19 protein-coding genes, 3 tRNA genes and 3 pseudogenes are annotated in these 23,894 nt (G+C 39.9%); 8 read left to right on the top strand and 17 right to left on the bottom strand.

Going from position 1 to position 23,894, the window contains the following annotated elements; genetic code table 11:
• Nucleotides 1-20: 20 nt before the first annotated feature.
• The 3 genes from IPP74_04105 to IPP74_04095 all read left to right on the top strand — a co-directional run bounded on the left by IPP74_04105 (nucleotide 21) and on the right by IPP74_04095 (nucleotide 452).
• Nucleotides 21-96: transfer RNA gene (locus IPP74_04105), tRNA-Val, on the top strand.
• 193 nt (nucleotides 97-289) lie between these two features.
• A tRNA-Asp gene (locus tag IPP74_04100) sits at nucleotides 290-366 on the top strand.
• An 11-nt stretch (nucleotides 367-377) separates the two neighbouring features.
• A tRNA-Asn gene (locus tag IPP74_04095) sits at nucleotides 378-452 on the top strand.
• A gap of 512 nt (nucleotides 453-964) precedes the next feature.
• On the opposite strand, the gene IPP74_04090 is transcribed toward IPP74_04095, so the two are convergent.
• A complete protein-coding gene (locus IPP74_04090) occupies nucleotides 965-1,864 on the bottom strand; it encodes an abortive infection family protein (GenBank protein MBL0318466.1) in 900 nt (299 codons plus the stop codon).
• Between the two features lie 229 nt (nucleotides 1,865-2,093).
• Here IPP74_04090 and IPP74_04085 point away from each other — a divergent pair, with 229 nt between their 5' ends.
• Complete coding sequence (locus tag IPP74_04085) at nucleotides 2,094-2,987, top strand: DUF2971 domain-containing protein (protein ID MBL0318465.1); 894 nt, start codon at nucleotides 2,094-2,096, stop codon at nucleotides 2,985-2,987.
• On the opposite strand, the pseudogene IPP74_04080 reads toward IPP74_04085, so the two are convergent.
• The 4 genes and pseudogenes from IPP74_04080 to IPP74_04065 form a co-directional block, all read right to left on the bottom strand.
• Nucleotides 2,984-4,260, bottom strand: a pseudogene (locus IPP74_04080) (IS256 family transposase). The gene IPP74_04085 and the pseudogene IPP74_04080 sit on opposite strands and share 4 nt — an antisense overlap.
• A gap of 499 nt (nucleotides 4,261-4,759) precedes the next feature.
• Nucleotides 4,760-5,641: a KilA-N domain-containing protein gene (locus IPP74_04075; protein ID MBL0318464.1), complete on the bottom strand. Its 882-nt coding sequence runs from the start codon at nucleotides 5,639-5,641 to the stop codon at nucleotides 4,760-4,762.
• A gap of 123 nt (nucleotides 5,642-5,764) precedes the next feature.
• Complete coding sequence (locus tag IPP74_04070) at nucleotides 5,765-6,868, bottom strand: recombinase family protein (GenBank protein ID MBL0318463.1); 1,104 nt, start codon at nucleotides 6,866-6,868, stop codon at nucleotides 5,765-5,767.
• 178 nt (nucleotides 6,869-7,046) lie between these two features.
• Entirely contained in the window at nucleotides 7,047-7,982 is a 936-nt protein-coding gene (locus IPP74_04065; protein MBL0318462.1) for a hypothetical protein, read from the bottom strand.
• 680 nt (nucleotides 7,983-8,662) lie between these two features.
• Here IPP74_04065 and IPP74_04060 point away from each other — a divergent pair.
• Nucleotides 8,663-10,051 carry a hypothetical protein gene (locus IPP74_04060; protein ID MBL0318461.1) on the top strand — a complete coding sequence of 463 codons (1,389 nt, stop codon included), beginning with the start codon at nucleotides 8,663-8,665 and terminating at the stop codon, nucleotides 10,049-10,051.
• Nucleotides 10,052-10,439: 388 nt separating this feature from the next.
• Here IPP74_04060 and IPP74_04055 read toward each other — a convergent pair.
• A pseudogene (locus tag IPP74_04055) lies at nucleotides 10,440-11,496 on the bottom strand (IS3 family transposase).
• 55 nt (nucleotides 11,497-11,551) lie between these two features.
• Here IPP74_04055 and IPP74_04050 point away from each other — a divergent pair.
• Complete coding sequence (locus tag IPP74_04050) at nucleotides 11,552-11,980, top strand: hypothetical protein (protein MBL0318460.1); 429 nt, start codon at nucleotides 11,552-11,554, stop codon at nucleotides 11,978-11,980.
• 150 nt (nucleotides 11,981-12,130) lie between these two features.
• On the opposite strand, the gene IPP74_04045 is transcribed toward IPP74_04050, so the two are convergent.
• A complete protein-coding gene (locus tag IPP74_04045) occupies nucleotides 12,131-13,234 on the bottom strand; it encodes a Fic family protein (protein MBL0318459.1) in 1,104 nt (367 codons plus the stop codon).
• A gap of 631 nt (nucleotides 13,235-13,865) precedes the next feature.
• Here IPP74_04045 and IPP74_04040 point away from each other — a divergent pair.
• Both IPP74_04040 and IPP74_04035 read left to right on the top strand, forming a co-directional pair.
• Nucleotides 13,866-14,888 (top strand): DNA-binding protein, encoded by a 1,023-nt coding sequence (locus IPP74_04040; GenBank protein MBL0318458.1) that lies wholly within the window; start codon nucleotides 13,866-13,868, stop codon nucleotides 14,886-14,888.
• Nucleotides 14,889-14,890: 2 nt separating this feature from the next.
• Nucleotides 14,891-15,346, top strand: coding sequence for a Fic family protein (locus IPP74_04035; GenBank protein MBL0318457.1), 456 nt, complete (start codon nucleotides 14,891-14,893; stop codon nucleotides 15,344-15,346).
• A gap of 232 nt (nucleotides 15,347-15,578) precedes the next feature.
• Here IPP74_04035 and IPP74_04030 read toward each other — a convergent pair whose 3' ends face one another.
• The 10 genes and pseudogenes from IPP74_04030 to IPP74_03985 all read right to left on the bottom strand — a co-directional run bounded on the left by IPP74_04030 (nucleotide 15,579) and on the right by IPP74_03985 (nucleotide 23,661).
• Nucleotides 15,579-15,815, bottom strand: a complete 237-nt coding sequence (locus IPP74_04030; protein MBL0318456.1) for a DUF2442 domain-containing protein — start codon at nucleotides 15,813-15,815, stop codon at nucleotides 15,579-15,581.
• A gap of 10 nt (nucleotides 15,816-15,825) precedes the next feature.
• Nucleotides 15,826-16,680, bottom strand: a pseudogene (locus tag IPP74_04025) (Bro-N domain-containing protein).
• A 282-nt stretch (nucleotides 16,681-16,962) separates the two neighbouring features.
• On the bottom strand, nucleotides 16,963-17,199 hold the full coding sequence (locus IPP74_04020; GenBank protein MBL0318455.1) for a DUF2442 domain-containing protein: 237 nt from the start codon (nucleotides 17,197-17,199) through the stop codon (nucleotides 16,963-16,965).
• Nucleotides 17,200-17,243: 44 nt separating this feature from the next.
• Nucleotides 17,244-17,546, bottom strand: a complete 303-nt coding sequence (locus tag IPP74_04015; GenBank protein ID MBL0318454.1) for a hypothetical protein — start codon at nucleotides 17,544-17,546, stop codon at nucleotides 17,244-17,246.
• A gap of 309 nt (nucleotides 17,547-17,855) precedes the next feature.
• On the bottom strand, nucleotides 17,856-19,082 hold the full coding sequence (locus IPP74_04010) for an ATP-binding protein (protein ID MBL0318453.1): 1,227 nt from the start codon (nucleotides 19,080-19,082) through the stop codon (nucleotides 17,856-17,858).
• A gap of 256 nt (nucleotides 19,083-19,338) precedes the next feature.
• Entirely contained in the window at nucleotides 19,339-19,953 is a 615-nt protein-coding gene (locus IPP74_04005) for an alpha-ketoglutarate-dependent dioxygenase AlkB (GenBank protein ID MBL0318452.1), read from the bottom strand.
• Nucleotides 19,954-19,962: 9 nt separating this feature from the next.
• On the bottom strand, nucleotides 19,963-20,724 hold the full coding sequence (locus tag IPP74_04000; protein ID MBL0318451.1) for a DUF2431 domain-containing protein: 762 nt from the start codon (nucleotides 20,722-20,724) through the stop codon (nucleotides 19,963-19,965).
• Nucleotides 20,725-21,067: 343 nt separating this feature from the next.
• The gene (locus IPP74_03995) at nucleotides 21,068-21,313 is read right to left on the bottom strand and encodes a hypothetical protein (protein ID MBL0318450.1); all 246 of its coding nucleotides are present in this window, start codon (nucleotides 21,311-21,313) and stop codon (nucleotides 21,068-21,070) included.
• Nucleotides 21,314-21,371: 58 nt separating this feature from the next.
• Entirely contained in the window at nucleotides 21,372-22,292 is a 921-nt protein-coding gene (locus IPP74_03990; protein MBL0318449.1) for an ankyrin repeat domain-containing protein, read from the bottom strand.
• 256 nt (nucleotides 22,293-22,548) lie between these two features.
• Nucleotides 22,549-23,661, bottom strand: a complete 1,113-nt coding sequence (locus tag IPP74_03985; protein ID MBL0318448.1) for a Fic family protein — start codon at nucleotides 23,659-23,661, stop codon at nucleotides 22,549-22,551.
• Nucleotides 23,662-23,894: the final 233 nt, after the last annotated feature.

Below are 23,894 nucleotides of genomic sequence, written 5' to 3'. Positions count from 1 at the left end.
AGGTATAGTCCTTAGCTTCAGGGCGATTAGCTCAGTTGGTAGAGCATCTCGTTTACACCGAGGGGGTCGGCAGTTCGAGCCTGTCATCGCCCACCATCCTTCGCTCTTACGAGCTTCGGATGGCGTAGCCACCTGAAAGTCATTGGACCATAGGGTGTCTCCTGAAGCTACGCAATAGCGTAGACGCGTTTTTCTCAAGCTTTTTGCTTGTTCTTCCCACGCTATTTTAGTAGCATAAGAGGGGCAAGTTAAGATGCTTGAAGTTGTTTGAAGTTGATTGTTACCCTTCGGGGGTGTAGCTCAGTTGGTTAGAGCGCAGGCCTGTCACGCCTGAGGTCGCGGGTTCGAGCCCCGTCACTCCCGCCATTTTTTGGTGTTCCTCGGTAGCTCAGTGGTAGAGCAGTTGGCTGTTAACCAATTGGTCGCTGGTTCGAGTCCGGCCCGGGGAGCCACTCTTCACGATTCCCAAAATTGACCATCATGTCAAAGGGTTTACGTAAGGAATATTCTAGGTTCTTGCCCCTTAAAGCAAGGTTCGAAAATACGAAATTAATCAATTCCCTCTTTTCTGCCATTTTCGAACTTTCGAAAAGTTCACTGGCTCTATTGGCTAGTCTAAAGGCCGTTATCAGGGTCTTTTTAAAGCTTCCATCCGCTTCTTCATGTAACTGCCTGTCGATACGGATAGTTTTCAATTGTTGTTCCAGGGACGCATTCTTACCGATATACACATCTTCAGAGATAGCCTTATCCAGGTAGATATCCAGCAACCTATTCATTTTAAGTTTAATGGCATATTCCTGCTTTCGTAAATCATCATTTATCTAATAATTCTTTTTGCTGTAACTCTACCCATTCCACGACTAGGCCTAGCACTCTGTCGGATGTGAACCTTCACATGACAATGAGGAAGGTATGATTTATGATATCTACCACTTGTTTCATCCTTGAGTCCTAAAATATTTCAGAGTGTTTCTGTATTAAGAAGCCCACTGCTTTTGCTTATTTTTTGATTTTGTTGATATTCATAACTATCTAGTAAGAACTCGCAGAATGTAAATGCAACGTTCACAGCCAGTTTTGCATGGTGATGAGATGGCTTATATGATCTGGAATGACGGTCTGCCATTTTATTGCTTAACCCGCTGATGCCCGAAATAATACTATTTAATCCTGTCAGTATCTGTTTTAATGTGTCCGACAAGTCTTTCTGCGAGGGATCAAGGTTCAGGGTCTGTTTGGTTGCTTTGTACAGTTTCTGAAGATCGCCATCATATTGCGGAACTTCTGCGCAACTTTTACGGATTATTTCTTCCTGGAATGCCTCAACCAATGAACGGGCATTGGTAATAGCTCCGTCATAGTCACCTTTGGCCAGTTTTTCATTAGCTTTCCTGATCTGGTCATTAATGAACTGATGGTCTATCTTTGTGATATTGGCTATTTCTACGGTTTTGCCACTGATGGGCTGTACATCAAATACTAAAAAATCGCCATATGTTTGTCGGCCTATTTCATCTGTGAAGCAATCAATTCTATTTGGAATGAGCTTGTATCCGTCCTTTTGAAGATGTTTATTCAATGTTGCGGCAGCTTCATTGTTAGGAGTCTCTTTGGTAGAGTGTACAGGATAAAGTGCCTCTATGATGATATCTACCATGGCATTCGTGCCATTATATTCTTTCAACTTATCAATGACGTAATCCTTGCGAGATGGAAAACCGAAGGAATAAATATCAGTAGAGCCAAAACTATAAAAGAAATTTACCAGCTCAGACCCACTGCGATAACCTGAATTTTCTCTATTGCTTCCACCTGTAATGATGTTTGCCAAAACTTCAATGGTAGGACCTGATATTTTCATTCGATTAGCCTTCATCGCTTCATGTGATTGTCAGTAAGCGCCTAACCGCCTGAGTAGGGCTTTCGAAACCCAAAGACAGAGTAGCAATTTTTGGTGATGGTGGGAAGGGATTAAATTGTTTATAGGTTGGTGAGCAACCACAGCACTTGAAAATGTTTGTATTCTAGGGATTAATGGTCAGAAGGAAATCGTGGTTTTGATCATATGAGTATTTGATAGAGGGATAAGTATGCTGGGTAGTCAGAAAGAATTGGAAAATACACAGGAATCCCTAGTGAGTGATAAATATTATTCCTTATTTCACTATACAGGTGAAGCGGGACTCCACGGAATTTTGTCATCCAAATCGCTTTGGGCAACGCATTTTCGTTTTTTAAATGATTTAGAAGAATTTAGTCTTTTAGGTAAAGCGCTTAGGCCTTATTTAAAGGGTGTAGATGAGAATATCCCTCAAGAGGTATATGAACATCTAGATGAATTTATCAAGAAACATTTTAAAGAAATAATCGAACCCGTCGCACCTGCTTATATAACGTGTTTTTGTCCTGCAAAGCATTTAAATGATGATTCTGATGAAGCCCGTTTCGAATTGCAAAATGGTCGTTTAAGTCAATGGCGGGGTTATGGGCAAGATGGTGGGTATGCTATTGAGTTTAAAGCTAAAGATCTTGAGGAAATGTTGCAAAGTGAAATTAGCAAGAGTGGAGTTAGTTATCCTAACAGGATACCGATGTCTTCCATCGGATATCTTTACTTATATGGTGATATTAATAAGATTAAATCAGATAAGGAGACAGAGCGCTTTATAAAAGAATTGCTTAGTGAAATAATGAATGGAATTGGAGAAATGTTTAATTTTCGAAGAAATAAAATCGAACCTGAAGATAGTTTTATCAATGAATATATGATGAAAATTATACAAGGTGCATCGCGTATCAAACATTTTGGCTTTCATGAAGAACGAGAAATTCGGATTGTTGCATGTGCGAGTAATCAAGTCGTTAAAGAACAAAATGAAGGATATTCTGAATTGCAACCTAGAAAAGTTTATTTCAGAACTAATAATACGCCCTATATTGTCCTGTTTGATAGAGAAGGTTCACCCAACTGTGTCAGGGCTTAGTTTTTTAGGTCTATGACCACACGGTCTCCAAAGTATATATGCAACTGAGAAATGGTCAATGCCCAATTTTGGATGGGATGAGTCCATTTTTCTTTAATGCGTTCTATGGCGCAGAATAGCTGTTTAAACAGTGCATTTTCACTTGTAAATGCACCCTTGGTTTTCGTGTATTTTCTGACCTGTCGATGAAAGCCCTCAATGGCATTGGTGGTATAAATCATCTTGCGTATTTCAGCGGAATACTTAAAATACGCGGACAAATGGTGCCAATTATTATTCCATGATTTGAGGACAGCGGGATATTTTGTCCCCATTTTTCGTCTAGTTTCAACAGGTTATACTCTGCAGCATCTTTGGAAGGTGCCTTATAAACATCCTTTAAATCACCCATAAATTCCTTTTGATCACGACTGGCTACATATTTTAGGGAATTACGAATCTGATGCACAATACAGAGTTGGATTTCAGTGTGTGGAAATAGTGTATTTATGGCTTCAGGAAAACCTTTCAGACCATCGATGCAGGCTATAAGTATGTCTTTTACGCCACGCTGCCTCAAGTCGTTTAGTACTCCCAACCAAAAGTTTGCCCCTTCACTTTCTGCAGCATAAAAGCCAAGAATCTCCTTATGCCCGTCCTTATCTATGCCCAGGATATTATAGATGACTTTCGTTTTAACTTCGCCACCCTCACGGGTTTTAAAAACATCGCATCAAGGAAGACAATCGGGTAAAGCGCTTCCAGTGGTCGACTTCGCCATTCCGCAATCAGTGGAATCAACTTGTCAGTTACTGCGCTTATCGTAGCGGGAGAAGCCTCATACGCATACATATCCTTCACGTGACCGGAGATTTCAGCATAGCTCATGCCAAGCCCAAACAACGCCAGGATCTTGCTATCCAATTCATCGGTAAGTACCGTCTGTCGTTTCTTCACAAGCTGGGGATCAAAGCTCGATTCACGATCGCGGGGAGTCACAAGCTCAAATGTCCCATGCTCGCTACGCATCGTCTTGGTGCTCTTTCCGTTCCTACGGTTTGTGTGGGAAGGCACTAAAGTAGGTTCGGCATGATAAACCCTTTTATCTCCTTCAACACTCAGATGTGATTCAAAGTTCCCCTTCTAAAACCGCCTCCAGGGCTCCCTTGATCACAGAGGTCAAAACACCTCCTTCACCCATCAGGGATTTACCAGATCTGATCGACGCGATGATCTCCTGTTGCAATGGGGTTAATTCGGGGACACGGCTTTTTCTTTTTGTTTGTTTCTTCATAATCAGTTTCTCCTGTTGCGCTGTTATATACAGCTATTGATGAAACTGACACAGTTATTTAAACACTCCCGTTTGATAGATTCCCAGAGTTATTTATGAAATCAATAAATGGAATTGTTGTGGGACCTGGGATTCATCAGCAGAAACGTAAAGAGAAACTAGAAATCATGCTCCATGAGTTTGGGTATGAGAATATTGAAGTAAGGTGCTCTGATATACCTTATACTTCTCATCCTTAATTTACGTCCTATTTATTGGAGGGAATATCGATTCATCGTCTCCTCAATCTCCCCCCTAAAAGTTCGAAATTCGTTCAGACCTGGGAGCAACTCTCTTTATAGATCAATTGGTTATTATATGATTGTCTATTTGCAAAGAATCAATTTGCTTGACAAATAGTGTATTTTTCATTTATCATTATATGGTAAGTCCTATTGGATGCGAAAGTTGGCTCCATGCCATGCAGGGTTTTAATCCTCTAGCTCCAAAGGGCTTATTCCTAATTCTCTTCTTTCTTACTTTCAATTAAGTAGGTATCTTCGGATCGTTTTTTGAGGGCTTTTATTGAGTCCTTGTTGTTTAGGATTTCAAGCTGATATTTTGCGATTTCCTGAAGTTTCTCAAAACGTGCTTTCCTATCCATTCCGCTTCGAATCATTTCAGCATTCATACTTTCAATGTTGGATAAAACCATTAATTCGTTGATGCTTGCCACATCACGGATATTTTCCTTATTCTTGCGATGTTCGGGATTCATATCACGCCATTCTTTCGCAGTAGAACCAAACACAACAACATTCAAAACATCCGCTTCTTCAGCATATTCTAATTCTTTCCTCCATTTTTTAGAAGTAGGAATGATATGGGTTTCAACGGCATCTGTATGAATTTGATAATTGGCTTTGCTTAAAACACGTTTTACATTCCATTCTAGGTTATATTGATTATTCTCAATTTCTTTAAGACGTTGATATTCCTTAATAAGGTAAAGCTTAAAAATGGGGCTGATCCACGTCCCAAACTCAAAAGCAATGTCTTTATGAGCGTAAGTTCCACCGTATCGCCCTGATTTTGCTATAATTCCCTTTGCGTTAGTTGAATCTACCCATTTTTTAGGCGACAGATTAAAACTATTTAACCCAGCCTCTTTTTTAAACCCCTCGAATTCGACGGGTTTAAAATTAGGGTTATTCATACACTCCCATAAACCAAGGAATTCAACCGTATTCCTGTTTCGCATCCAGTTTCTTATATGATCTGAACTGTCATGTCCTTGAACCTGAACCATATCCGTTAGACTCAGGTAATCTTCCCCGTCAATATCGTGAACTGCAACAATTGCGTCCTGAATATTCAGTTCTCTTTTCTTTTTGAAAAGCATATGTAACTCGCATCTTATTCTAATTGGGGCGAATTCGCCCTAATTAGAATGATCAAACATTAATTGTTCCAATAGATAGGGGGAATTCGGTTGAGGTTTTTTTCTTCCTTTATAAAGGATGAATCAAAGCATAACCGAATTGTGGAATCTATCAACTATTTCCTGGATCTCCCCCCTAAAAGTTCGAAATTCGTCCAGATCGGGGAGCCACTCTTCACGATTCCCAAAATTGACCATCATGTCAAAGGGTTTACGTAAGGAATATTCTAGGTTCTTGCCCCTTAAAGCAAGGTTCGAAAATACGAAATTAATCAATTCCCTCTTTTCTGCCATTTTCGAACTTTCGAAAAGTTCACTGGCTCTATTGGCTAGTCTAAAGGCCGTTATCAGGGTCTTTTTAAAGCTTCCATCGGCTTCTTCATGTAACTGCCTGTCAATACGGATAGTTTTCAATTGTTGTTCCAGGGACGCATTCTTACCGATATACACATCTTCAGAAATAGCCTTATCCAGGTAGATATCGAGCAACCTATTCATTTTAAGTTTGATGGCATCTTCCTGCTTTCGTAAATCTTCTATCCGGTGCTTATGGAATTCTTTTTCTGTCTCATGGGATTGCTGTAGGTGGGTGGTGATTTCATCCAGCATAGGCATTGGTATAGCCAGGCTTTTAAATATCCCTGTTACCTGGTCTAATATGTCACTTTCTGGAACATAAAGTTTTTTGCTAGGGTTGTTGGGATTCCACGTAATAAGGTAGGTGTTCTTGTTGCGCTTGGCTTCTTTCCTATCAGATGATACTGTCCGGCCTGTTACAGCACACTTAATAAGGCTTCTGAATATGAAGTCCTTTTTTGAACTTTGGATAGCTTGTGCGCGATTATTCGCGTGTGACCTCATACCAGTAATGCGTTGGCATTCATCAAACAATGCCTTTGAGATAATCGGCTCGTATTTGTGCCGGTAAAACCTGTCATACTTTTGCACATACATTTCTCCGTAATAAAAGGGATTCTTTAGTATCACGGCAATGACATTTTTAGAGAGTGGCTTGGTTTCCTGTCTGTTATAGAAATTATTCGTAAGGTTGTTCTTTTGAGAAAATTTAGCTAAATCACTTAATGAGTAGGTTCCCGTTGCGTAGAGATTGAACAATTCTTGAATAAGAGGTGCTCTTAACGGATCAACAATAACATCGGACTTTCCATATTCATTTTTGACATTCAAATACCCAAGAGGTGCCTTTTGGATACATTCACCTCAAATAATGAGGGTTGAACAGGGGTTAAGTTAGTCTTGGAGGCGTGACCAGGTGGATTTTTGCCTGCCTCTTTCTTTGACTCACATAGGCTGTTGTTAATGGTGCTATCCAAGTGAGTCTTGGAGGTGCTAGGTAGCTGATTACTTAATAGCGTGGGAAATTCGCATGTTCCCACACTGTACCAGGAGCTGGGATATAGGTGATGGTTGCATGTTGACCATTTTTGCTGTCTATGGCGGTTTCGCTCACCTGGATATTAAAACAAGCTTCTTTACGGGCAAACACTAAGTGCCTACCTGACACTTCATCAAGAATCTGTTGCAGCACTGCTTGGTTTAGCTTCTGCGCCTGGTGGTCTATCAACCCTATCTTTTCTGCGTATTGGGGCAGGATCTGATCACGCAACCCTATGCGTTTCTGCGTGGCTTGTTCTGTATTGCCAGCTATATTTTGCGATTTGTTTTTAAAGGCAAAAAGCGATGATATATCATGGCTATGAATGATGAAGCCATTCCAATCTTGCTGTTGCCCCCCTTTGGTCCTCAATTCCTCTATGATTTCTTTGCCATGTTTAGCGAGGTGACCCGCCATTTTATAGGAAAATACAGAACAATTACGGTTGTCATCGGGTAATTGAAATTGATTGGAAGAGGAGTGAATGGTGCACCCTGGAAATGCTTCATGCAGTGCGGCTGCAATATTAACATTAGGCTCATAGGTATGTTGTAATCCTTGGGGATCCATAAGCAAGGCATGAATTTTCCCCTCCACATTGACCATATAGAGGTTCATGGCGTGGATGTAAGGACGCACAATACTGAGGCATTCTGCACCGGGCTGTGACATCTCTTGTTTGAGGTGCTGAAGCACAACCCGCAAATCTTCTGTCCCACCTAAAAAGTAAGCATGCTTCAGACCATAACGATCTTTAACCTCGACTTTAAAAATAACCGCAAGCTGTTCATGTTCAACTGCTAAATCATCACTCCTCCTACCAAAACGATTGATTTGAGAGGTTCCCATCCATTGGTTGAGGATAGGCTGAATAGACGTTGTTTCTGAAGAGCTTTGGGTTTTCATAATATTTTCACAATAATTAATGACATCTATAATTAATTATATCAATCAATTGCTATATCAATATGATTTATTATAATGAAAATTATCCTCGAAATAAATCAACATAGAAAAATGTAAATTCCTTGCTAGGCAACCTGTCAGCCATCCCATATGGGACCATTCTGGAATGATTTAATCGCTTAAGTAATGAGAATAAAAACCCTAGATTGGCAAGGGCATTAACAGAACTTGGAGACAATCGCACTAGTGAATTTGTAGATCTGGCTGATAAGAACGTTAATATAGTATCCAATGACAATAAGAGCTATACAAACAAGGAGCAAAAAAGGCGTTCTGCTGCTGGCGAACAGCAACGTCGCGGGCCATTTTAGGTAAAAGTTAACTAGCCCGGATATTTTCTCAAAACGCACTATGCTAGTTTAGGATGATTGTCGTTTTGAACAGATAACGTTGCGCTTATGACATTGATGGCCTACATCAAGCAAGGTTTTACCTTGATCAAAAAGTAACCGGGCAAACCAGAGTGTGAACGGGGGCCGTTTCTAGATGCGCCCGCCATCTTGCAAAATAAAAATGCCCTTGTCGGCCTGGAATCATATTCATTCACATTGATAAATTATTACAACATATATATGGTATTATTGCCTGCAATGTTGAAGAACTTTTATAGGAGCATTTTTATGTCTAAGAATTCTGATAAGAATAATAAGAAAAAGAGCCGATTATCAAAAATAGTGTCTGGTGCAATAAGAAGATTGCCTTCTCGAAGAGCCGTTGTAAATGCGGCTGAGGACACTTTGGGTGGGATTGCTACCGGGGTACAAGTAGTTCAAGCAGTTGTCGATCCCTTTGGATTCTTAATCCAACAAGCTTTGGAACAGGCCTTTGAAGGCCATTCACAAGATAGCGAATACGATTCTGGCTATCATGAATATTCTGCATTTAGCTCGCGTGATCAAGATCTAGTAAACACGTTTTCAGCTCTATTCAAGACGTTTAAAAAATTTCCCTCGAGTACGGAATGGAACAAAATTAAGAATGAACGCGTCATAAAATTCGCAAAAGATAATGGCTTAGAGTGGACAGCAAAAAAATTATGTGAAACTGAGAATTCACCTGAGTACAATTTATGCTGTTTACATAAGACATTACTTGGATACTATCCAGCAGAATATTTTATAGATTATTATAATCAGGGTAAAGATCCGGCAGATCATGTCCCTAATTACAGTCCACCTATCTATCCATCTGTAACATCTCCTCAACATGTTAAGACCTCCGAGACTAAGCCTTTATACTCAACACCTAAAAGCGCAAATCAAATTAATTTATCAAATGGCACCATGATGGAGATAACTGATATCGGAAATAAATTTCTGGCTTATAAAAACAATATTCTCAATTTTAAACGAACGACGATAGTTGAAGACGTGCGAAAAGATTTTCGGATTTTAGGTAAGGAGCTTGGCATTAAAAATATAGAACGGATATTAGACCTCTCTAATAACGACAGTTTAGTAGCATTATATAATATTGAACAAGAGTTTAGAACTTTACATCCAAACTATCTAACCCGTATAGAAAATCCTAATAAAACCCAAAGGCCCGATGGGGATCTTCAGGTTTCTTATCAACCGATAGCTTCATCTATGATATCTCACCCCTCCATTAGAAATGCCAATCAAATTAATTTATCAAATGGCACCATGATGGAGATAACTGATATCAGAAATAAATTTCTGGCTTTTAAAATCAATATTCTCAATTTTAAACGAACGACGATAGTTGAAGACGTGCGAAGTGATTTTCAGATTTTAGGTAAACAGCTTGGCATTAAAAATATAGAACCGATATTAGACCTCTCTAATAACGACAGTTTAGTAGCATTATATAATATTGAACAAGAGTTTAGAACTTTACATCCAAACTATCTACCCCTTATAGATAATCCTAATAAAACCCAAAGGCCCGATGGGGATCGTCAGGTTTCTTATCAAGACAGAGTTTCACCTCGAACATCAGTACCTGGGGAGCAAAAGCCTTCTAGTACCCATCAATTTATGTTTTAAAGCAAAACCATGTTTGAGGTTTTGAGGATTAAAAGGTAGCAAGCCGCTTCTTTAAATCACGGGTATTACACGAGCAGTTGGTATAAATATGGGTTGCATGCATGCCTGTGGATACACTTGTTTCAACGATCATCATACTGACCTTGCATCAACATTATGCCCTACTGCTACTCCTGCACGTTTGAGCTTTTGTGCATTTTTTATTGTTTCTAAAGATAGATTCTTTTCCTCTTCATAGGTGGTCGCGGTTAAATGAAGAGGATTAATACACTTGAGGTGCTCCCAATTGTTGTACCAGTTAGAAGTAGAGTCTTGAGTTCTTTATAACTGCTTTTGGTTTCGCGATCAACACCGCATTGGGCATGCCCAATGCGGTGTTGATCGCGGCGAATTGTGCGGGTGTCTGGTAATCCAGGCTGGAATGGGGGCGCACATGGTTATAATCCTGCCTCCATTCTTCAATAATTACCCGTGCCTCCCGCAAACTCGTGAACCAATGTTCATTTAAACATTCATCTCTGATCCTCCCATTTAAACTTTCTGTAAAACCATTCTCTGAAGGCTTTCCAGGACGGATATAGTGCCATTTGATCCCATGATGCTCTGCCCACATTAACACCGCTTTACTTGTCAATTCCGTACCATTATCACTGATGATTGTCCCGGGCTTCCCATACCGCTTTATCAGAACGTCAAGTTCACGTACAACCCGGTGGCCACCAATCGACAGGTCTGCAACAAGGTTAAGGCATTGGCGGCTATAGTGATCCATAATCCCAAGGATACGGAATCTTCTGCCATCTGCTAAAGCATCACTCATAAAATCAAGTGACCACACTTCGTGCAATCGGCGAGAGCATGGCAAGGGAACGCGGCTTCCCAATGCGCGTTTCTGCCCTTGCGACGTTTAACAGATAAATTTTCTTCTCGGTATAATCGGTAAACTTTCTTCAAATTGATAACATAACCTTCTCGTTTCAATAAAATAGCCAAACGACGGTAACCAAAACGGCAACGCTCGTGCGCAAGTTTCTTTAGGACAGCACGCAGCTCACTATCATCATGCTTCCGCTTATGACGGTGGGTGCTGCGAGCAAATCCTAATAGCCTGCAAACGCGACGCTCTGATAAACCTTTCGTTTGGCAGATATCTTCTACCAACAAACGCCGAGATGCAGGCTTTACCACTTTTTTGACAGGGCTTCCTTCAATATCGCTTTGTCTAATTCAGCCTCAGCTAAAAGCTTCTTCAAACGACGGTTCTCTTCATCAAGCGCCTTCAATCTGCTTGCTTCAGATACACCAAGCCCACCGTACTTCGATTTCCATTTATAAAATGTTGCTGAACTTATCCCATATTTCCGGCATAAATCTCCTGTTCCAGTACCGCTTTCATGCTCATGAAGTATGCGAATGATTTGATCTTCCGTGTAACGCTTTTTCATAGTCTGCTCCTTTTAGGTTAAAGTTAACAGACTCTACTTTTTTGTGGACCAATTTTTGGGGAGCACGTCAAGGTCTGTTTTTCCGCCATTAGCTTCTCATGTTAAAGGCCAGGAAGGAAAATCTTTACCTCCTTCTCCAAGCAAACCTTCGCAGCCTATTTTTGCTACGAATACACCAAGCCATGAACAGCCAGGCAATTTATCTCTAGAACAAGTACAAGTAGGATATAAAAGATCCTCTAAGGTGAATAAGACTCCCCCCGCTAAGTATAGTAGCCATGGACAACGTTTGCATGCTCAGCGTTTAGAGAGGTCTGTTTCTCCGCCACTAGCTTCTCATGTTAATCGACTAAGCAACGGTCAGATCTTCACTATTACTTTAGAGCAACCTGTTGCACCTCAAAATCAGCGAGATACTAGCCCAAGAAAAGATCATACTCAGCGAAAAGAAAATCAATCCAATGGAGGATCTAAAGGAATATAATTCTGGCCAGTTAGGTTTTTGCTAATTCCATTGCATGATGTAGAGACCTTGTTTTTATAACTCATATTATAGCCCTTTTATGATTAATAGAAGGTTTCTTTATAAATCATACATCTAAAAATGAAGCATACTCACTTCAATGGTCTATATCTAATCAGGATGTTTTAAGATATATCCTGTACTTCTGCCTCCTGCGCCATCTTTTGCCAAGATATCACGTTCCAGCAAGTCTGTGATATCACGAAGCGCAGTATCCTGAGAGCATTTGGTGATTTTAGCCCATTTGGATGAATTCAGTTTGCCATCAAAACCATCCAGTAAACGGTTGATGATTAATCGTTGACGGTCGTTGAAGGATACTCCTGCATGGCTTTCCCAAAAACTAGCTTTGATCAATATCGTTTCAAGTGCTTTTTCTGATGCACGAATAGCCCGTTTAAGACAATGCAAGAACCATTCCATCCAATTGGTGATATCCATAGTGCCTTTCTGGCATTGTTCCAGAACGTCGTAATATGATTTTCGTTCGTGCTGGATTTGTGAAGACATGCTATAAAAACGCTGCTGGCTTTTTTCTGATCGAGCTAGTTGCATATCAGCAATGGCACGTGCAATGCGTCCGTTTCCATCATCAAACGGGTGGATCGTCACAAACCAGAAATGGGCAATCGCTGCCTTAAGCACGGGGTCTATCTCCGATTTTGTTTCAAACCATGTGATGAAGCGAGTCATTTCTTTCTTCAGTTTGCTATATTCCGGTGCTTCATAATGTATTTTTTCATGACCGTAAGCTCCAGACACGATCTGCATAGGGCCACTTTCTTTTGTTCGCCAGCTTCCTACATTGATGCGGTACATGCCGTTTCTGCCAGTAGGAAATAATAATGCATGCCAACTAAACATTCGTTCATCAGTTAGTGCTTTATTATAGTTTCGTGTGGCATCCAGCATAACCTCAACAATGCCTTCAATATGACGGTCTTTTGGAAATGTTCCGGCAATATCCATTCCAAGCTTAATTGCTATCGAGGACCGTACTTGTTCAATATCTAATTTCTCTCCTTCAATTTCGGAGGTCTTGATCACATCCTGGGTAAGTGTTTGCAAAGCGGCTTCACTGCGTAAGGAAAATCCAATTCCCTCCATACGACCAAGCAGCCGCCCCTGAGAGTGGCGGACTTCTGCTAATAGAATGGATAATTTTCCTTCATTCCAGGTGAAATCAGGCCAATGATTATGTTGGTATATATACATATATTCTCCGCACATTATAATGAGATTATAGCGCATATTCACCGCAAAAGCAATATTATTTGCCGTATATAATGCGGTGAATAATGGATGTATTCACCGCAAAAGGGATTATTTTGCTTGTAAGGCAATACACAAGGTGTAACCACCATGACTACTTTTTTTGAGTAACTCAGGTGGCGGTGCGCTTGTTCTGTATATGATTTAGGGAGCAAGCGAAAAAATCTGTCCATTGTCTCCTTAATCTCCCCCCTAAAAGTTCGAAATTCGTCCAGACCGGGGAGCCAACTTTTCCTTATTTTAATTTCACCGATATTCATGCTTATCCTTAATGACCCTTTGAAATAAAGACTTCATCTTTATCTTCTTCGTCGTCATTTCTAGAGATTCATTAACACCAAAAAATAAGGATATTTTAAAGGTATAATGATACTCTTTCTTAAGACGGTCCCCTCAATTGGCATTGCGCGCCAGTTACTCTTTACTCATATAACACTTTATTGTAGCATCAAGTGGGCAATGCGGATGAATCGTCTTTTTTCTCTTAATTTGAGGTTGAAGTGATCCCATAGAAGGAAACTCTTAATTGCTTAGGTATTGGGGGTTAGTGTTGAAAAAGTATGGGGGCTGTATAATGAGCACGGGAAAACTTAACGGTAACCTTACAGGATCACATGTTGAAAGGCAAAATATCCTCAATAATCCTTTTGCAATCCAAAAAGTTGAGGAAAACCTTTATTTAGGGGGCATAAAATACCAAGGCGAAACAATTTTTACCAAATCTGATGTGGCTCAGCTGTTAGAAATTGATGAGCGTACCATTGAACGCTATTTGAGCAGTCATAAGGATGAATTGACTAGGAATGGCTATCAGCTCCTTCAGGGCAAGCCTTTGAAAGATTTGAAGATATCTTTACGATCCGACATCGATGTCGGACCGTTAGTAAACACCTTGGGAATCTTCTCTTTTAGAGCAGTTCTCAATCTTGCAATGCTTTTAACTGAGAGTGAGAAAGCCAAGATGATCCGCTCTAGAATATTGGACATTGTTATCGACGTATTGACTGAACGTGTAGGTGGCAAAACCAAGTATATTAATCAGAGGGATGAAAACTATCTTCCCGCCGCCTTTCAGGAGGAAAATCATCGCAAGGAATTTACGGATGCTATTGATCTCTGTGTAGGGATGCCAAATTGGAAATATGGTTACTGCACCAATGCCATTTACCGTTCAATTTTTCATGAGGATGCCGAGGAGTACCGTAAGGTTCTTGCTCTTACACAAAAGGATCCAGTCAGAGACACAATGTATGCTGAGGTGTTGACTCTGATTGCTAGCTATGAGGCTGGCTTGGCATATGAAATAAAGCAGGCATACAATGCTAAGGGCAAAGAAAAACTAAGCAAAGCAGAGTTTGATGCTGTGGTAGCAAAATTTGAATCACATCCGAGTCAAAAACCTTTGCTAAACGATGTTCGCACTAAAATGGCTAGTCGTGATAAATGCTTTAGAGATGCACTGCATGACAAGCTAATACATTATATTCAGTCGGTGCCAGAAGCAGACTTTGAGCGTTTCTTAGGTGAAAAAAGCAAAGAACTAAAAGAGCGTATCCTTGAGACAAAGGAAGTGTTTGAGAGGCTTAAGAATAAATAGGTATGAAAGAGTTAAAAATATTCTATTTTGATTTACCCCATGCAATTCAAGTGCATGATATGATCATCGAAATTTCAGGTGGAATGCCTGGATATGATGCGGATAAGGTAAGGATGCTGGAAAGTACATTGGCTCATATTCAGAATGATCTTTATTATCCCACCTTTCTGGATAAAATTGCACACCTGCTTTATAGCATCAATAAAAGCCATGCATTCTTTGATGGTAACAAACGCTCTAGTTTAGCGCTAAGTGCTTATTTACTGCAAATTAATGGATATGACTACTGTATAACGGATTTTATCCTGCGCATGGAAAATATCGTAGTGTGGGTGGCAGACAACAAAATTGAAAAAGACTTACTAAAAGATATTATCGAAGATATTATTATGGAACAGGAGCGTGAGTCAGTACAGCTTGCTCTAATTCACGCATTAAGCTTAAAGTGTGACACTTAACCTTTTAATATAAAAATGCCCTGATCATTTAACTAATCATCTTATTTATGAAGGTCCTTTATTAATGATTCACGAGCGATTCAACTCAACTAAATGTTGATCGATCTCTCCCCACCGTCTCCTCAATCTCCCCCCTAAAAGTTCGAAATTCGTCCAGACCGGGGAGCCAACTTTTTTATTTATTCAATTATCGTTTGATTTATAGCTCGCTTAGAAGTCGGATGGTTTGAAATTATATTGTTCTTTCCCATAAAAACTCAGGGGCTAAATCCAATCCGTTTTCCCATATAACAGTATCCATCTCTACATGAAAACGTTTGAATGATTCTGTATTAGATAATTCTTTGAAGAGAGTGCGATGGTCGTTATGTATGACATCTTCTAGGTCAATGATGCCTTCTTTATTATCATTAAACCGTAGACGGATTTTATAGTTTTCAAGATATGAAGCTTCAATAACATAAATCATAGATGAGCTCCTAAACTTTATCCTTCATTCGTTTAGCAGGTTTTGTTTGCATAAGTGATAGGTAATTATCGCAACTAATAATGGTGCGTCCTAATTCTTTTTCTGTTTCCTTTCGCGCCGTGCCAGCAACCTTGCCACCACGTTTGGCTACATTCTTGCTTTTTTCAAAGGTTTTCGGTTTTTCAGAGGCAGAAATTTCAGTGGTTACTCGTTCACCTAACATAGTGAAAATTAATTCAAGATCAGTCATATGGTCACGCAAATTCGTTTTCGATTTGGAAGGTAGGTTCTTATGTTTTTTATATTCGCTTGGAGTCATGCCAAAGGTGGATTGGGAGATTTCTGCTGTTAAAATAGCATAATCAATCTCACTAGTAATGCCTCGTTTTTGCCATTCAGCGGTAAGGCTTTGCCTTACCGCTATGCCGCGAAGTCGCTTATCAATCCAGTCTTGTGGCTAACCTTTCTGCTCGTAAAGCTGCTTCATTCGCTCTTGCGCAAGTTCCGGGTTTTCAATTTCCTGAATGCGCTCATATCCAACTTTTGCCAGCCATCGTTTAAATGGTTCCGCTTTAGGAGAGGGAACAGACTGGATAATACGCAGTATAGATTCCGTATTAGCACAGTCAGTAGTATATTTTTTTCCATCAGCAGCTTCTAATTTCAGTCCGTGACAAAATGTCACGACCTCGCTGTTTTCTTCCTTAAGTCGTTGTTTTAACTTACGCCAATATGCCCCTGCATCTGAGCTATCAGTTAAAACGCCAATAATATCTGCAACAGAAAACCACCATTCTTCATTATGCCATGTACGACGAATTTTTTGTTCTTTGAACAAAACAATGGCGCTTTGACGGTCTATCATACTGCATCTCATAAAATTGGTTGCTTACATCTCTTCAAATCCCACCATTAGAAAATAAAGTAATATTTGCTAAACATAAAGTCCTTTGTTTGCTTCGCTCTTTTTTAAATCCGTCGAATTCGACTAGTTTAAAATTGAAGTTATTGATGTTATTTCCCTATTCATCGTCTCCTCAATCTCCTCCCTAAAAGTTCGAAATTCGTCCAGACCGGGGAGCCAACTTTTTTATTTACTCAATTATTGTTTGATTTATAGCTCGCTTCGAAGTCGGATGGTTTGAAATTATATTGTTCTTTCCCACAAAAACTCTGGGGCCAGATCCAATCCGTTTTCCCATACAACAGTATCCTTCTCTACATGAAAGCGCTTGAATGATTCTGTATTCGATAATTCTTTAAAAAGAGTACGATGATCACTTGAAATCATATTCTCTAAATCCACGATTCCTTCTTTATTATCATTAAACCGCAAACGGATTTTATAGTTCTCGAGATAATAAGCTTCAATCGCATACATCATGAACAGCTACACCTATTTCAGTTTCTTCGCTCCAATTTCTTTCATCAAGAAATTGGTACCATCCACGACTTTTTCCCTGTTTTGGTTTCCAGATCAGCTATATCGGTTTCTCTCATTTTTCTATCTGGTGCTTTCATTTTCAAGTGGTCACAATTTGTGACCACTTCACTTCCTTCTGCCTTCAGTCTATTTTTAAGGGTAGACCAATAGCTTTTAGCTTTTTTATGATCTGGACGATCAATAAGAATCGCAATAATATCAATAACTGAGAAATACCATTTGTTCTGTTTTTCATCAAAGTGTCTTCTGACCTTGAATTTTTCAAATAGTGCTAAATCATGTGCCATAACTAACCTCATTCAGCTTTGTGGTAATAATAATTACAAGATATAATGAAAGATGAATCTTTGCAACAAGCTCATGATGAGTTTACCTATATAAATATCTACTCATCGTCTCCTCAATCTCCCCCCTAAAAGTTCGAAATTCGTCCAGACCGGGGAGCCATCCTCCTTCGTTTAGCTACCACGGAATTGAGAGGAATCTAATCGTACCTTCCATGTCCTTGTCGGCATTGTCATGTGATCACGATGTGTGAGCACCTGGAGAATGGGGTTCCCTCATTTTGAACTGATGATTATCTGTCACCAGTTTATTTATAAATAGCCCAGTGGTATGGCATCAATGTTATCCGCAAGTGGTGTTAAAGCACTTGTAAAACAAATCACTCCTCCATGTCCAATGGGCATTTTAAGGCCTTGCAGGTAATCAAATGCTTTGCAATCAGCACGTTTTGGTGATGAAGTTTTCTTAATTTCAATAGGATAAAGTGTGCCATTTTCTTCGATAAGAAGATCCACTTCATTCTTTTTATTGTCACGGTAAAAATAAACACGGGGGACGCGACCCTGATGCAGATAGGATTTAATAATCTCTGAGACGACATAGGTCTCAAGCATTGCGCCAGACATTGCGCCACGCTCCAGCACGTCAGGATTCAGCCAGCCAGTGAGAAATGCACATAGTCCCGTATCCATAAAATAGAGCTTGGGTGTTTTAACTAGGCGTTTTGTTTGATTTTTAAAAAAGGGCTGTAGTAGCATAATAATACCAGATGCTTGCAGCACGTTGAGCCATGATTTGATCGTAACCTGACTAACGCCAACATCTTTGGAAATATCCGCGTAATTCACTAATTGTCCCGTGCGAGCAGCTGCAATCTGCATAAACTTCAGGAATGTCGTTTTGCTTTTGATACCGAGGTAATCCTGCACATCCCGTTGAATATAAGTTGAGACATAGGAATCGTAAAAACGTTCCCAGTTTTTGCCTTTTCGTGTCACCATATCGGGATAGGAACCACGCCAGATCTTTTGGAACACTTGGCGTACAGTTAGTATCTTTGCTGATTTTTGTCGTGCCTTAAGTAGTTTTAGTTCCGGCAAGAAAGGTGCATCATTGGATCTGTTTTGCTCTTCTGCGAGTGTAATCCCCTGTAGATGCAAAATACCTACTCGGCCTGCCAGAGATTCCGTGATGTTTTTCATCATGTCAAATTGCTGTGAACCAGTAAGCCAGAATTGACCCATCTTACGTGCTTTATCCACAGCCATTTTAATGTAAGGAAAGAGATTGGGTGCATATTGCACTTCATCAATCAATACCGGTAGCTGTAACCGCTCAATAAATCCAGCTGGGTCTTCCTGAGCAGCGGTGCGTTGAGTGAGGTCGTCCAATGTAACATAAGAACGAAGCTTTTTATCAATATTCTGCAGCAGCGTGGTTTTTCCTACTTGGCGAGGGCCTGTCAGTAATAACACTTTGAAGCTGTCGCTTACCTCAGTGATGGGTTTTGCTAAAGTGCGTTTGATTCTGGATGGCATATGGGGGCTAATATAAAGTTATACTTTAGATTAGCGCTTTTAACCCAGTAAGTCAATTGTGGCTGTAGGTGATTGATCTAAGGAGAAGTGTATAGGAGATTTTAGTGACTCTAGCGTAAGCACACAATTGTTCATCGTCTCCTCAATCTCCCCCCTAAAAGTTCGAAATTCGTCCAGACCGAGGAGCCACTCTTCTGTGATAAGCATCCTATGCATAAAAAAGGATAAATACGACATGCCAACTTTTTGTCGATAATTATCCTTTGTGATGGATAATCATATTCCTGAATGTTAAAGAAATTCTCCTATTCCGAGTAAAACTAATTCCTTCATATAGATCTGTTTTTCGTGCGGGAATAGAGTGCAGCCATTGGTAACGTGCATCTCCAGACACTATTAGTAAACTACGAGGTTCCAGCAATACTGGTATTCTTTTTTTGATGGATGGATTAAAAAATTCCATGACACAGGCTGAACCAAGGCTTAAGGACGCAATCGTAGCGCTGAAGCAGGGAATGCAGTCGATATGTGCAGAAATTCCTTGGCCAGGTAGATATTCGTTAATGATAATTTGATCTGGTGGGGATTGAAAAAGTGACTGTTGGTGGAGATGCTGGCTGAAAGAAAATAGCCAATCCGGTAAAGGTCCTAGCCAGGAATCAGGTGAAACATTTCTGGTTGTATAGTCATAGCGGTAACCGTAATGTTGAACACGGCGCTTAAGGCTGGTATCCCATGGATGTTGGTCAATGCGCGCGAGCAGGTCTTGTTCTTGCAAAGGGGTGATGAACTCGGGAAGGTAGAGGAGGCCGGGTATAAGTTCGCTGGTGATAGGAAGTGGGTGATCAAATAAAGTTGGTTGCAAGTGCATCATAAGTCTTTATTTTTTTGAAAATACCCAGGTGGCGAATATGTCATGATTCTCAATTCCATTTTCGTCCTGGTGCGTCATCATATGATTATACCCGGAAAATGCAGTTGGATCAAAAGGATAGCAATCTGGGAGTGGAAATCCGGCAAATTTAGCTGCCTTATCAAATTGAAAAGCGCCATGGTAGTAAGGATTATCTACGGCTGACATGAATACTTTGCCATTAGAGGTTAAATGATTTGCTGCACTTTTGAGGAAGTCACGTACGAGTATAAAGTTGGGGTTATGTCCTTCAATCGCCTCTCTACTGGCGACATTTGGGAATTGAAATACAATGGCATCAAATTTTATCTTATTAAACTTATCAGTAAGGTTGGTTGCATCGACATTATGCTGTACCAGTACTCCTGCACGTTTGAGCTTTTGTGCATTTTTTATTGTTTCTAAAGATAGATCTTTTTCCTGCTCATAGGTGGTGGCGGTTAAATAGAGAGGATTCATACACTCCATATCTAACAAACTAAGTGAGAAGCTTAAATTACCTTCTCCAACTAAAAGTATCATCCCTGTTGCGAGTTGGGTAACAAAGTCAAATGCTAGGGTTTTATATTGCAACAACCTAATAAGTCGATGTTTAAGCTGATAGAGTTTCTTTGCTTCATTTATGAAGCCGTAATCCAGACAATGTGAAATTGCGGATTGATTGATGATACCCAAGCTACAGATAATGGACATATGAAAATGACTATGATGAAGAGATATGTTGTCCATATGGTATTCCTTTGCCTATTATAGATAAAGGGTAGCGGATTAGTTTTGTCTTTTGGAAGTGTATGGAGAAAAATAATTTTTGCTGTATTAAGTGCCTAATTTCCGGTTAATGATAAGGATGTCAAGTGAAGGAGGAAAAATAAATCTGTCCATCGTCTCCTCAATCTCCCCCCTAAAAGTTCGAAATTCGTCCGGCCAGGGGAGCCATCCTTCGCTTTCAGCTTCGGTTTTCTTTTTCTTTTGCTGCTGTAGAGTTTAGGCACGATAAATTCAAAGTTTATCAATTCATTTTTTAATGTTTTTGAGCCCTTAATAAGAGCCACTTTATCGGCTTATGAGGAAGTTATGACTTCTTGGCTTCTTTTATTGTGTTGTCTAATGGTTCAAGTGCATTAGCAACTGATTCAGTAATGAGACGAACTCTGCTATCGAAAGCCTTTTGCTGAGAATCTCCTAAGTCAACAATAGAGTGTATATCCTTCAGTACTTGAATTTTCTCTTTCCTTTTATCAAGATTTGAATGTGTTACCTTTTCCCACAAAAACTCAGGAGCTAGATCCAATCCATTTTCCCATACAATAGTATCCATCTCTACATGAAAACGTTTGAATGATTCTGTATAGTATAGATAGGGTAACTCTGAATTCTCAAAAAGAGTTCCTATAGAATTCTTGATGACTGTTGTTATTCCTATTTAGTAATTTTTCAACTCGGGTCTCGCGCTGTGAAGGAATAGTTTCATTCGGGATACTATGCGATACGTTTAACCCTTTTTCCTGAAGTAACATACGGATATGTTGCTGCTTATTAAGACAATCTTCAAGTAGCGTGGGTTTAGCTGGAAAAAAACAGTTTCTTACCTTATCTACCCATGACAAGGTTATATTATTGCCTGTTGCATCAAACGGACGATTTGGATCTAAACCGACGGTCCATAGTATTGTGCCGGTTATATCGGGATTTCCTGAAGCATAAACCAGCGCATTCTTTCCATTGATATCGCATGCATTTAATTCGGCGCCAGCTTCTAAAAGTGAGTGCACAATAGTAAGATTTCCACGAATACATGCAGCCATGAGGGGGGACACTTGCCATTGGTCTCTGGCATTAACATCAGCACCTCCCTCAATTAATTTTTTCACGACCTCCTCATAACCGAACAACACGGCTAGTCGCAATGGAGTTTTCCCCTGACCGTCCTTTTTATCTAAATCAATACCATATTTTTGTCCCTCAAGTATAAGGAATAGAGCACGCTCAGGTTCTTCATTCGCAATGTCCCAGTGTAATGCTGTATTAAAGAAATGTGGATATTTATCATTGTGAATGACTTCGCCACGTTCATTATGCCAATCAATGGCATTAATATCCGCTCCTCTCTCCAATAATAGCGAGCGTGCTTGGTTATCGTGATAATGCATCAGCATGCTATGGCCGTATTTTGTTCTCCAATTAATGCTTCCTGGATTGTTATCTAGCAGCTGTCTTAGATCTAACCGACTGATTTTAGGGCTATGCTGAGTAAGTTGCAATATTTCAACATGATGTGTAAATGGACGGTTTTTCATTATTTTGTTCTATAATTAATGCTTTCTGGATAATATTTCTTTCCAACGATGTTAATATAAGGCAATACAATTTAATTTTCAATATTTATTGTTATCTCTATTATGGTCTGGAAAGTATTTTAATATATTGAAACCTTCATTGTGGCAAGTCCAAAGAAACTCAGGGCTCTACTTCTAACTGGTAAAACAATTGGGTGCGCATCAACATTACTAACCAATATTTCTAGGTGGTGACAATGGTCATCACCATATTTCCCTATTTTGAACCGCCTTTACAAAGGTAATAACGCGTATATCTTAACTCTCCAGTTTTCAGGAGTGCTTTCTTGGCAACTAAATCTGCAAGGTCACGGGTTGCGGTTGGACGTGTGGCTTTGGTAATGCTGATATAATTTTCGGCGCTTAATCCTCCGGCAAATCCATCTAATCCTTCTCTGAACATGCGTAGTAAGCATTTTGTTTGCCGCGGGTTTAGGTCATTTTTTAACCGTTCAAATAATTTTACCTTTTCGATCAGGAATTCAATGTAATGTTGTGTGTAGGAAAGTGCTTCTAAAACGGTGTTAGCAAAATAGACCAACCAGGCCGTGATTTCATTTCCTTTGTTAGCGTATTCCAGCGCATCGTAATACGCTTTTTTATTTTTGTTAATAACAGTTGCTAGTGCAATCAGGGTTGGTTTTCCTAATGACTGTGCCAGTACCTTTTCAGAAAGTGCCCGCCCTAGACGGCCATTTCCATCTTCAAAAGGATGAATTGACTCAAAATAAAGATGCGTAATCCCAGCTCGGGTGAGGGCAGGAAGGGATTCCTTTCCGCCTGGTGCAGTCCGGTTAAACCATTGGATAAAACCATCCATCTCCTTTTTTACTTGCTTTGATGGTGGAGCTTCGAAATGGATATTGGGCTCATAGACAGGACCGGATACCACCTGCATCGGTTCTTTGCAGGTTCGGTAACAACCCATATCTTCCAAATCAGTACGTCCGGTTGTAAGCATTCGATGCCAACGGTATAGTGTTTGATGGTCAAGGGTATCATCAAAACTATGATAAAGATCAACCATGAGATCAACGATTCCTCGCTCTGCTGGAGATTCCTTCCTACCATCCGTTTGCAGGCCAAAATGACGTCTGATAGAGGACTGCAAACTATCACGGTTAAAATATTCGCCCTCAATTTCTGATGTTTTTAAGGCCTCACTGCTGATAAGTTCCACTTTAAGCAGATTTTGATCATCACTGGTGAGGTGTTTATAGGCTCCAAAAAGTATACCTGAACCATGCTGTAGAGCCTGTTCTGAATGTTCCAAAACATCCGATTTATAGATAAATTCTGGCCAGTTAGGCTTTTGCCAATTCCATTGCATGATGTATAGACCTTATTTCTATAAATCATATTATAGCCTTTTTATGATTAATAGAAAGTTTCTTTATAAATCATACATCTAAAAATTAAGCATACTCACCTAAACGGCCTATATCTGTCTGCCTTATTTGGATTTAAACAAATTTAGCTAAATATATATCTAGCTAACGTCTCCTGAATCTCCCCCCTAAAGGTTTGAAATTCGTCCAGACCGGGGAGCCATCCTTCATGTTC

It is taken from the genome of Alphaproteobacteria bacterium (genome assembly GCA_016722515.1).
GTDB lineage: Bacteria > Pseudomonadota > Alphaproteobacteria > Rickettsiales > JADKJE01 > JADKJE01.
The sequence above is the reverse complement of the archived record's forward strand: the minus strand, read 5'-3'. Positions and strand labels throughout refer to the sequence as shown.

What these genes read in the sequence shown, in the direction of transcription:
- IPP74_04090 (MBL0318466.1), bottom strand. Translation starts at nt 1,864, where the DNA reads ATGAAAATATCAGGTCCTACCATTGAAGTTTTGGCAAACATCATTACA.
- IPP74_04085 (MBL0318465.1), top strand. Translation starts at nt 2,094, where the DNA reads ATGCTGGGTAGTCAGAAAGAATTGGAAAATACACAGGAATCCCTAGTG.
- IPP74_04075 (MBL0318464.1), bottom strand. Translation starts at nt 5,641, where the DNA reads ATGCTTTTCAAAAAGAAAAGAGAACTGAATATTCAGGACGCAATTGTT.
- IPP74_04065 (MBL0318462.1), bottom strand. Translation starts at nt 7,982, where the DNA reads ATGAAAACCCAAAGCTCTTCAGAAACAACGTCTATTCAGCCTATCCTC.
- IPP74_04060 (MBL0318461.1), top strand. Translation starts at nt 8,663, where the DNA reads ATGTCTAAGAATTCTGATAAGAATAATAAGAAAAAGAGCCGATTATCA.
- IPP74_04045 (MBL0318459.1), bottom strand. Translation starts at nt 13,234, where the DNA reads ATGTATATATACCAACATAATCATTGGCCTGATTTCACCTGGAATGAA.
- IPP74_04040 (MBL0318458.1), top strand. Translation starts at nt 13,866, where the DNA reads ATGAGCACGGGAAAACTTAACGGTAACCTTACAGGATCACATGTTGAA.
- IPP74_04035 (MBL0318457.1), top strand. Translation starts at nt 14,891, where the DNA reads ATGAAAGAGTTAAAAATATTCTATTTTGATTTACCCCATGCAATTCAA.
- IPP74_04030 (MBL0318456.1), bottom strand. Translation starts at nt 15,815, where the DNA reads ATGATTTATGTTATTGAAGCTTCATATCTTGAAAACTATAAAATCCGT.
- IPP74_04020 (MBL0318455.1), bottom strand. Translation starts at nt 17,199, where the DNA reads ATGATGTATGCGATTGAAGCTTATTATCTCGAGAACTATAAAATCCGT.
- IPP74_04015 (MBL0318454.1), bottom strand. Translation starts at nt 17,546, where the DNA reads ATGGCACATGATTTAGCACTATTTGAAAAATTCAAGGTCAGAAGACAC.
- IPP74_04010 (MBL0318453.1), bottom strand. Translation starts at nt 19,082, where the DNA reads ATGCCATCCAGAATCAAACGCACTTTAGCAAAACCCATCACTGAGGTA.
- IPP74_04005 (MBL0318452.1), bottom strand. Translation starts at nt 19,953, where the DNA reads ATGCACTTGCAACCAACTTTATTTGATCACCCACTTCCTATCACCAGC.
- IPP74_04000 (MBL0318451.1), bottom strand. Translation starts at nt 20,724, where the DNA reads ATGGACAACATATCTCTTCATCATAGTCATTTTCATATGTCCATTATC.
- IPP74_03995 (MBL0318450.1), bottom strand. Translation starts at nt 21,313, where the DNA reads ATGGATACTATTGTATGGGAAAATGGATTGGATCTAGCTCCTGAGTTT.
- IPP74_03990 (MBL0318449.1), bottom strand. Translation starts at nt 22,292, where the DNA reads ATGAAAAACCGTCCATTTACACATCATGTTGAAATATTGCAACTTACT.
- IPP74_03985 (MBL0318448.1), bottom strand. Translation starts at nt 23,661, where the DNA reads ATGCAATGGAATTGGCAAAAGCCTAACTGGCCAGAATTTATCTATAAA.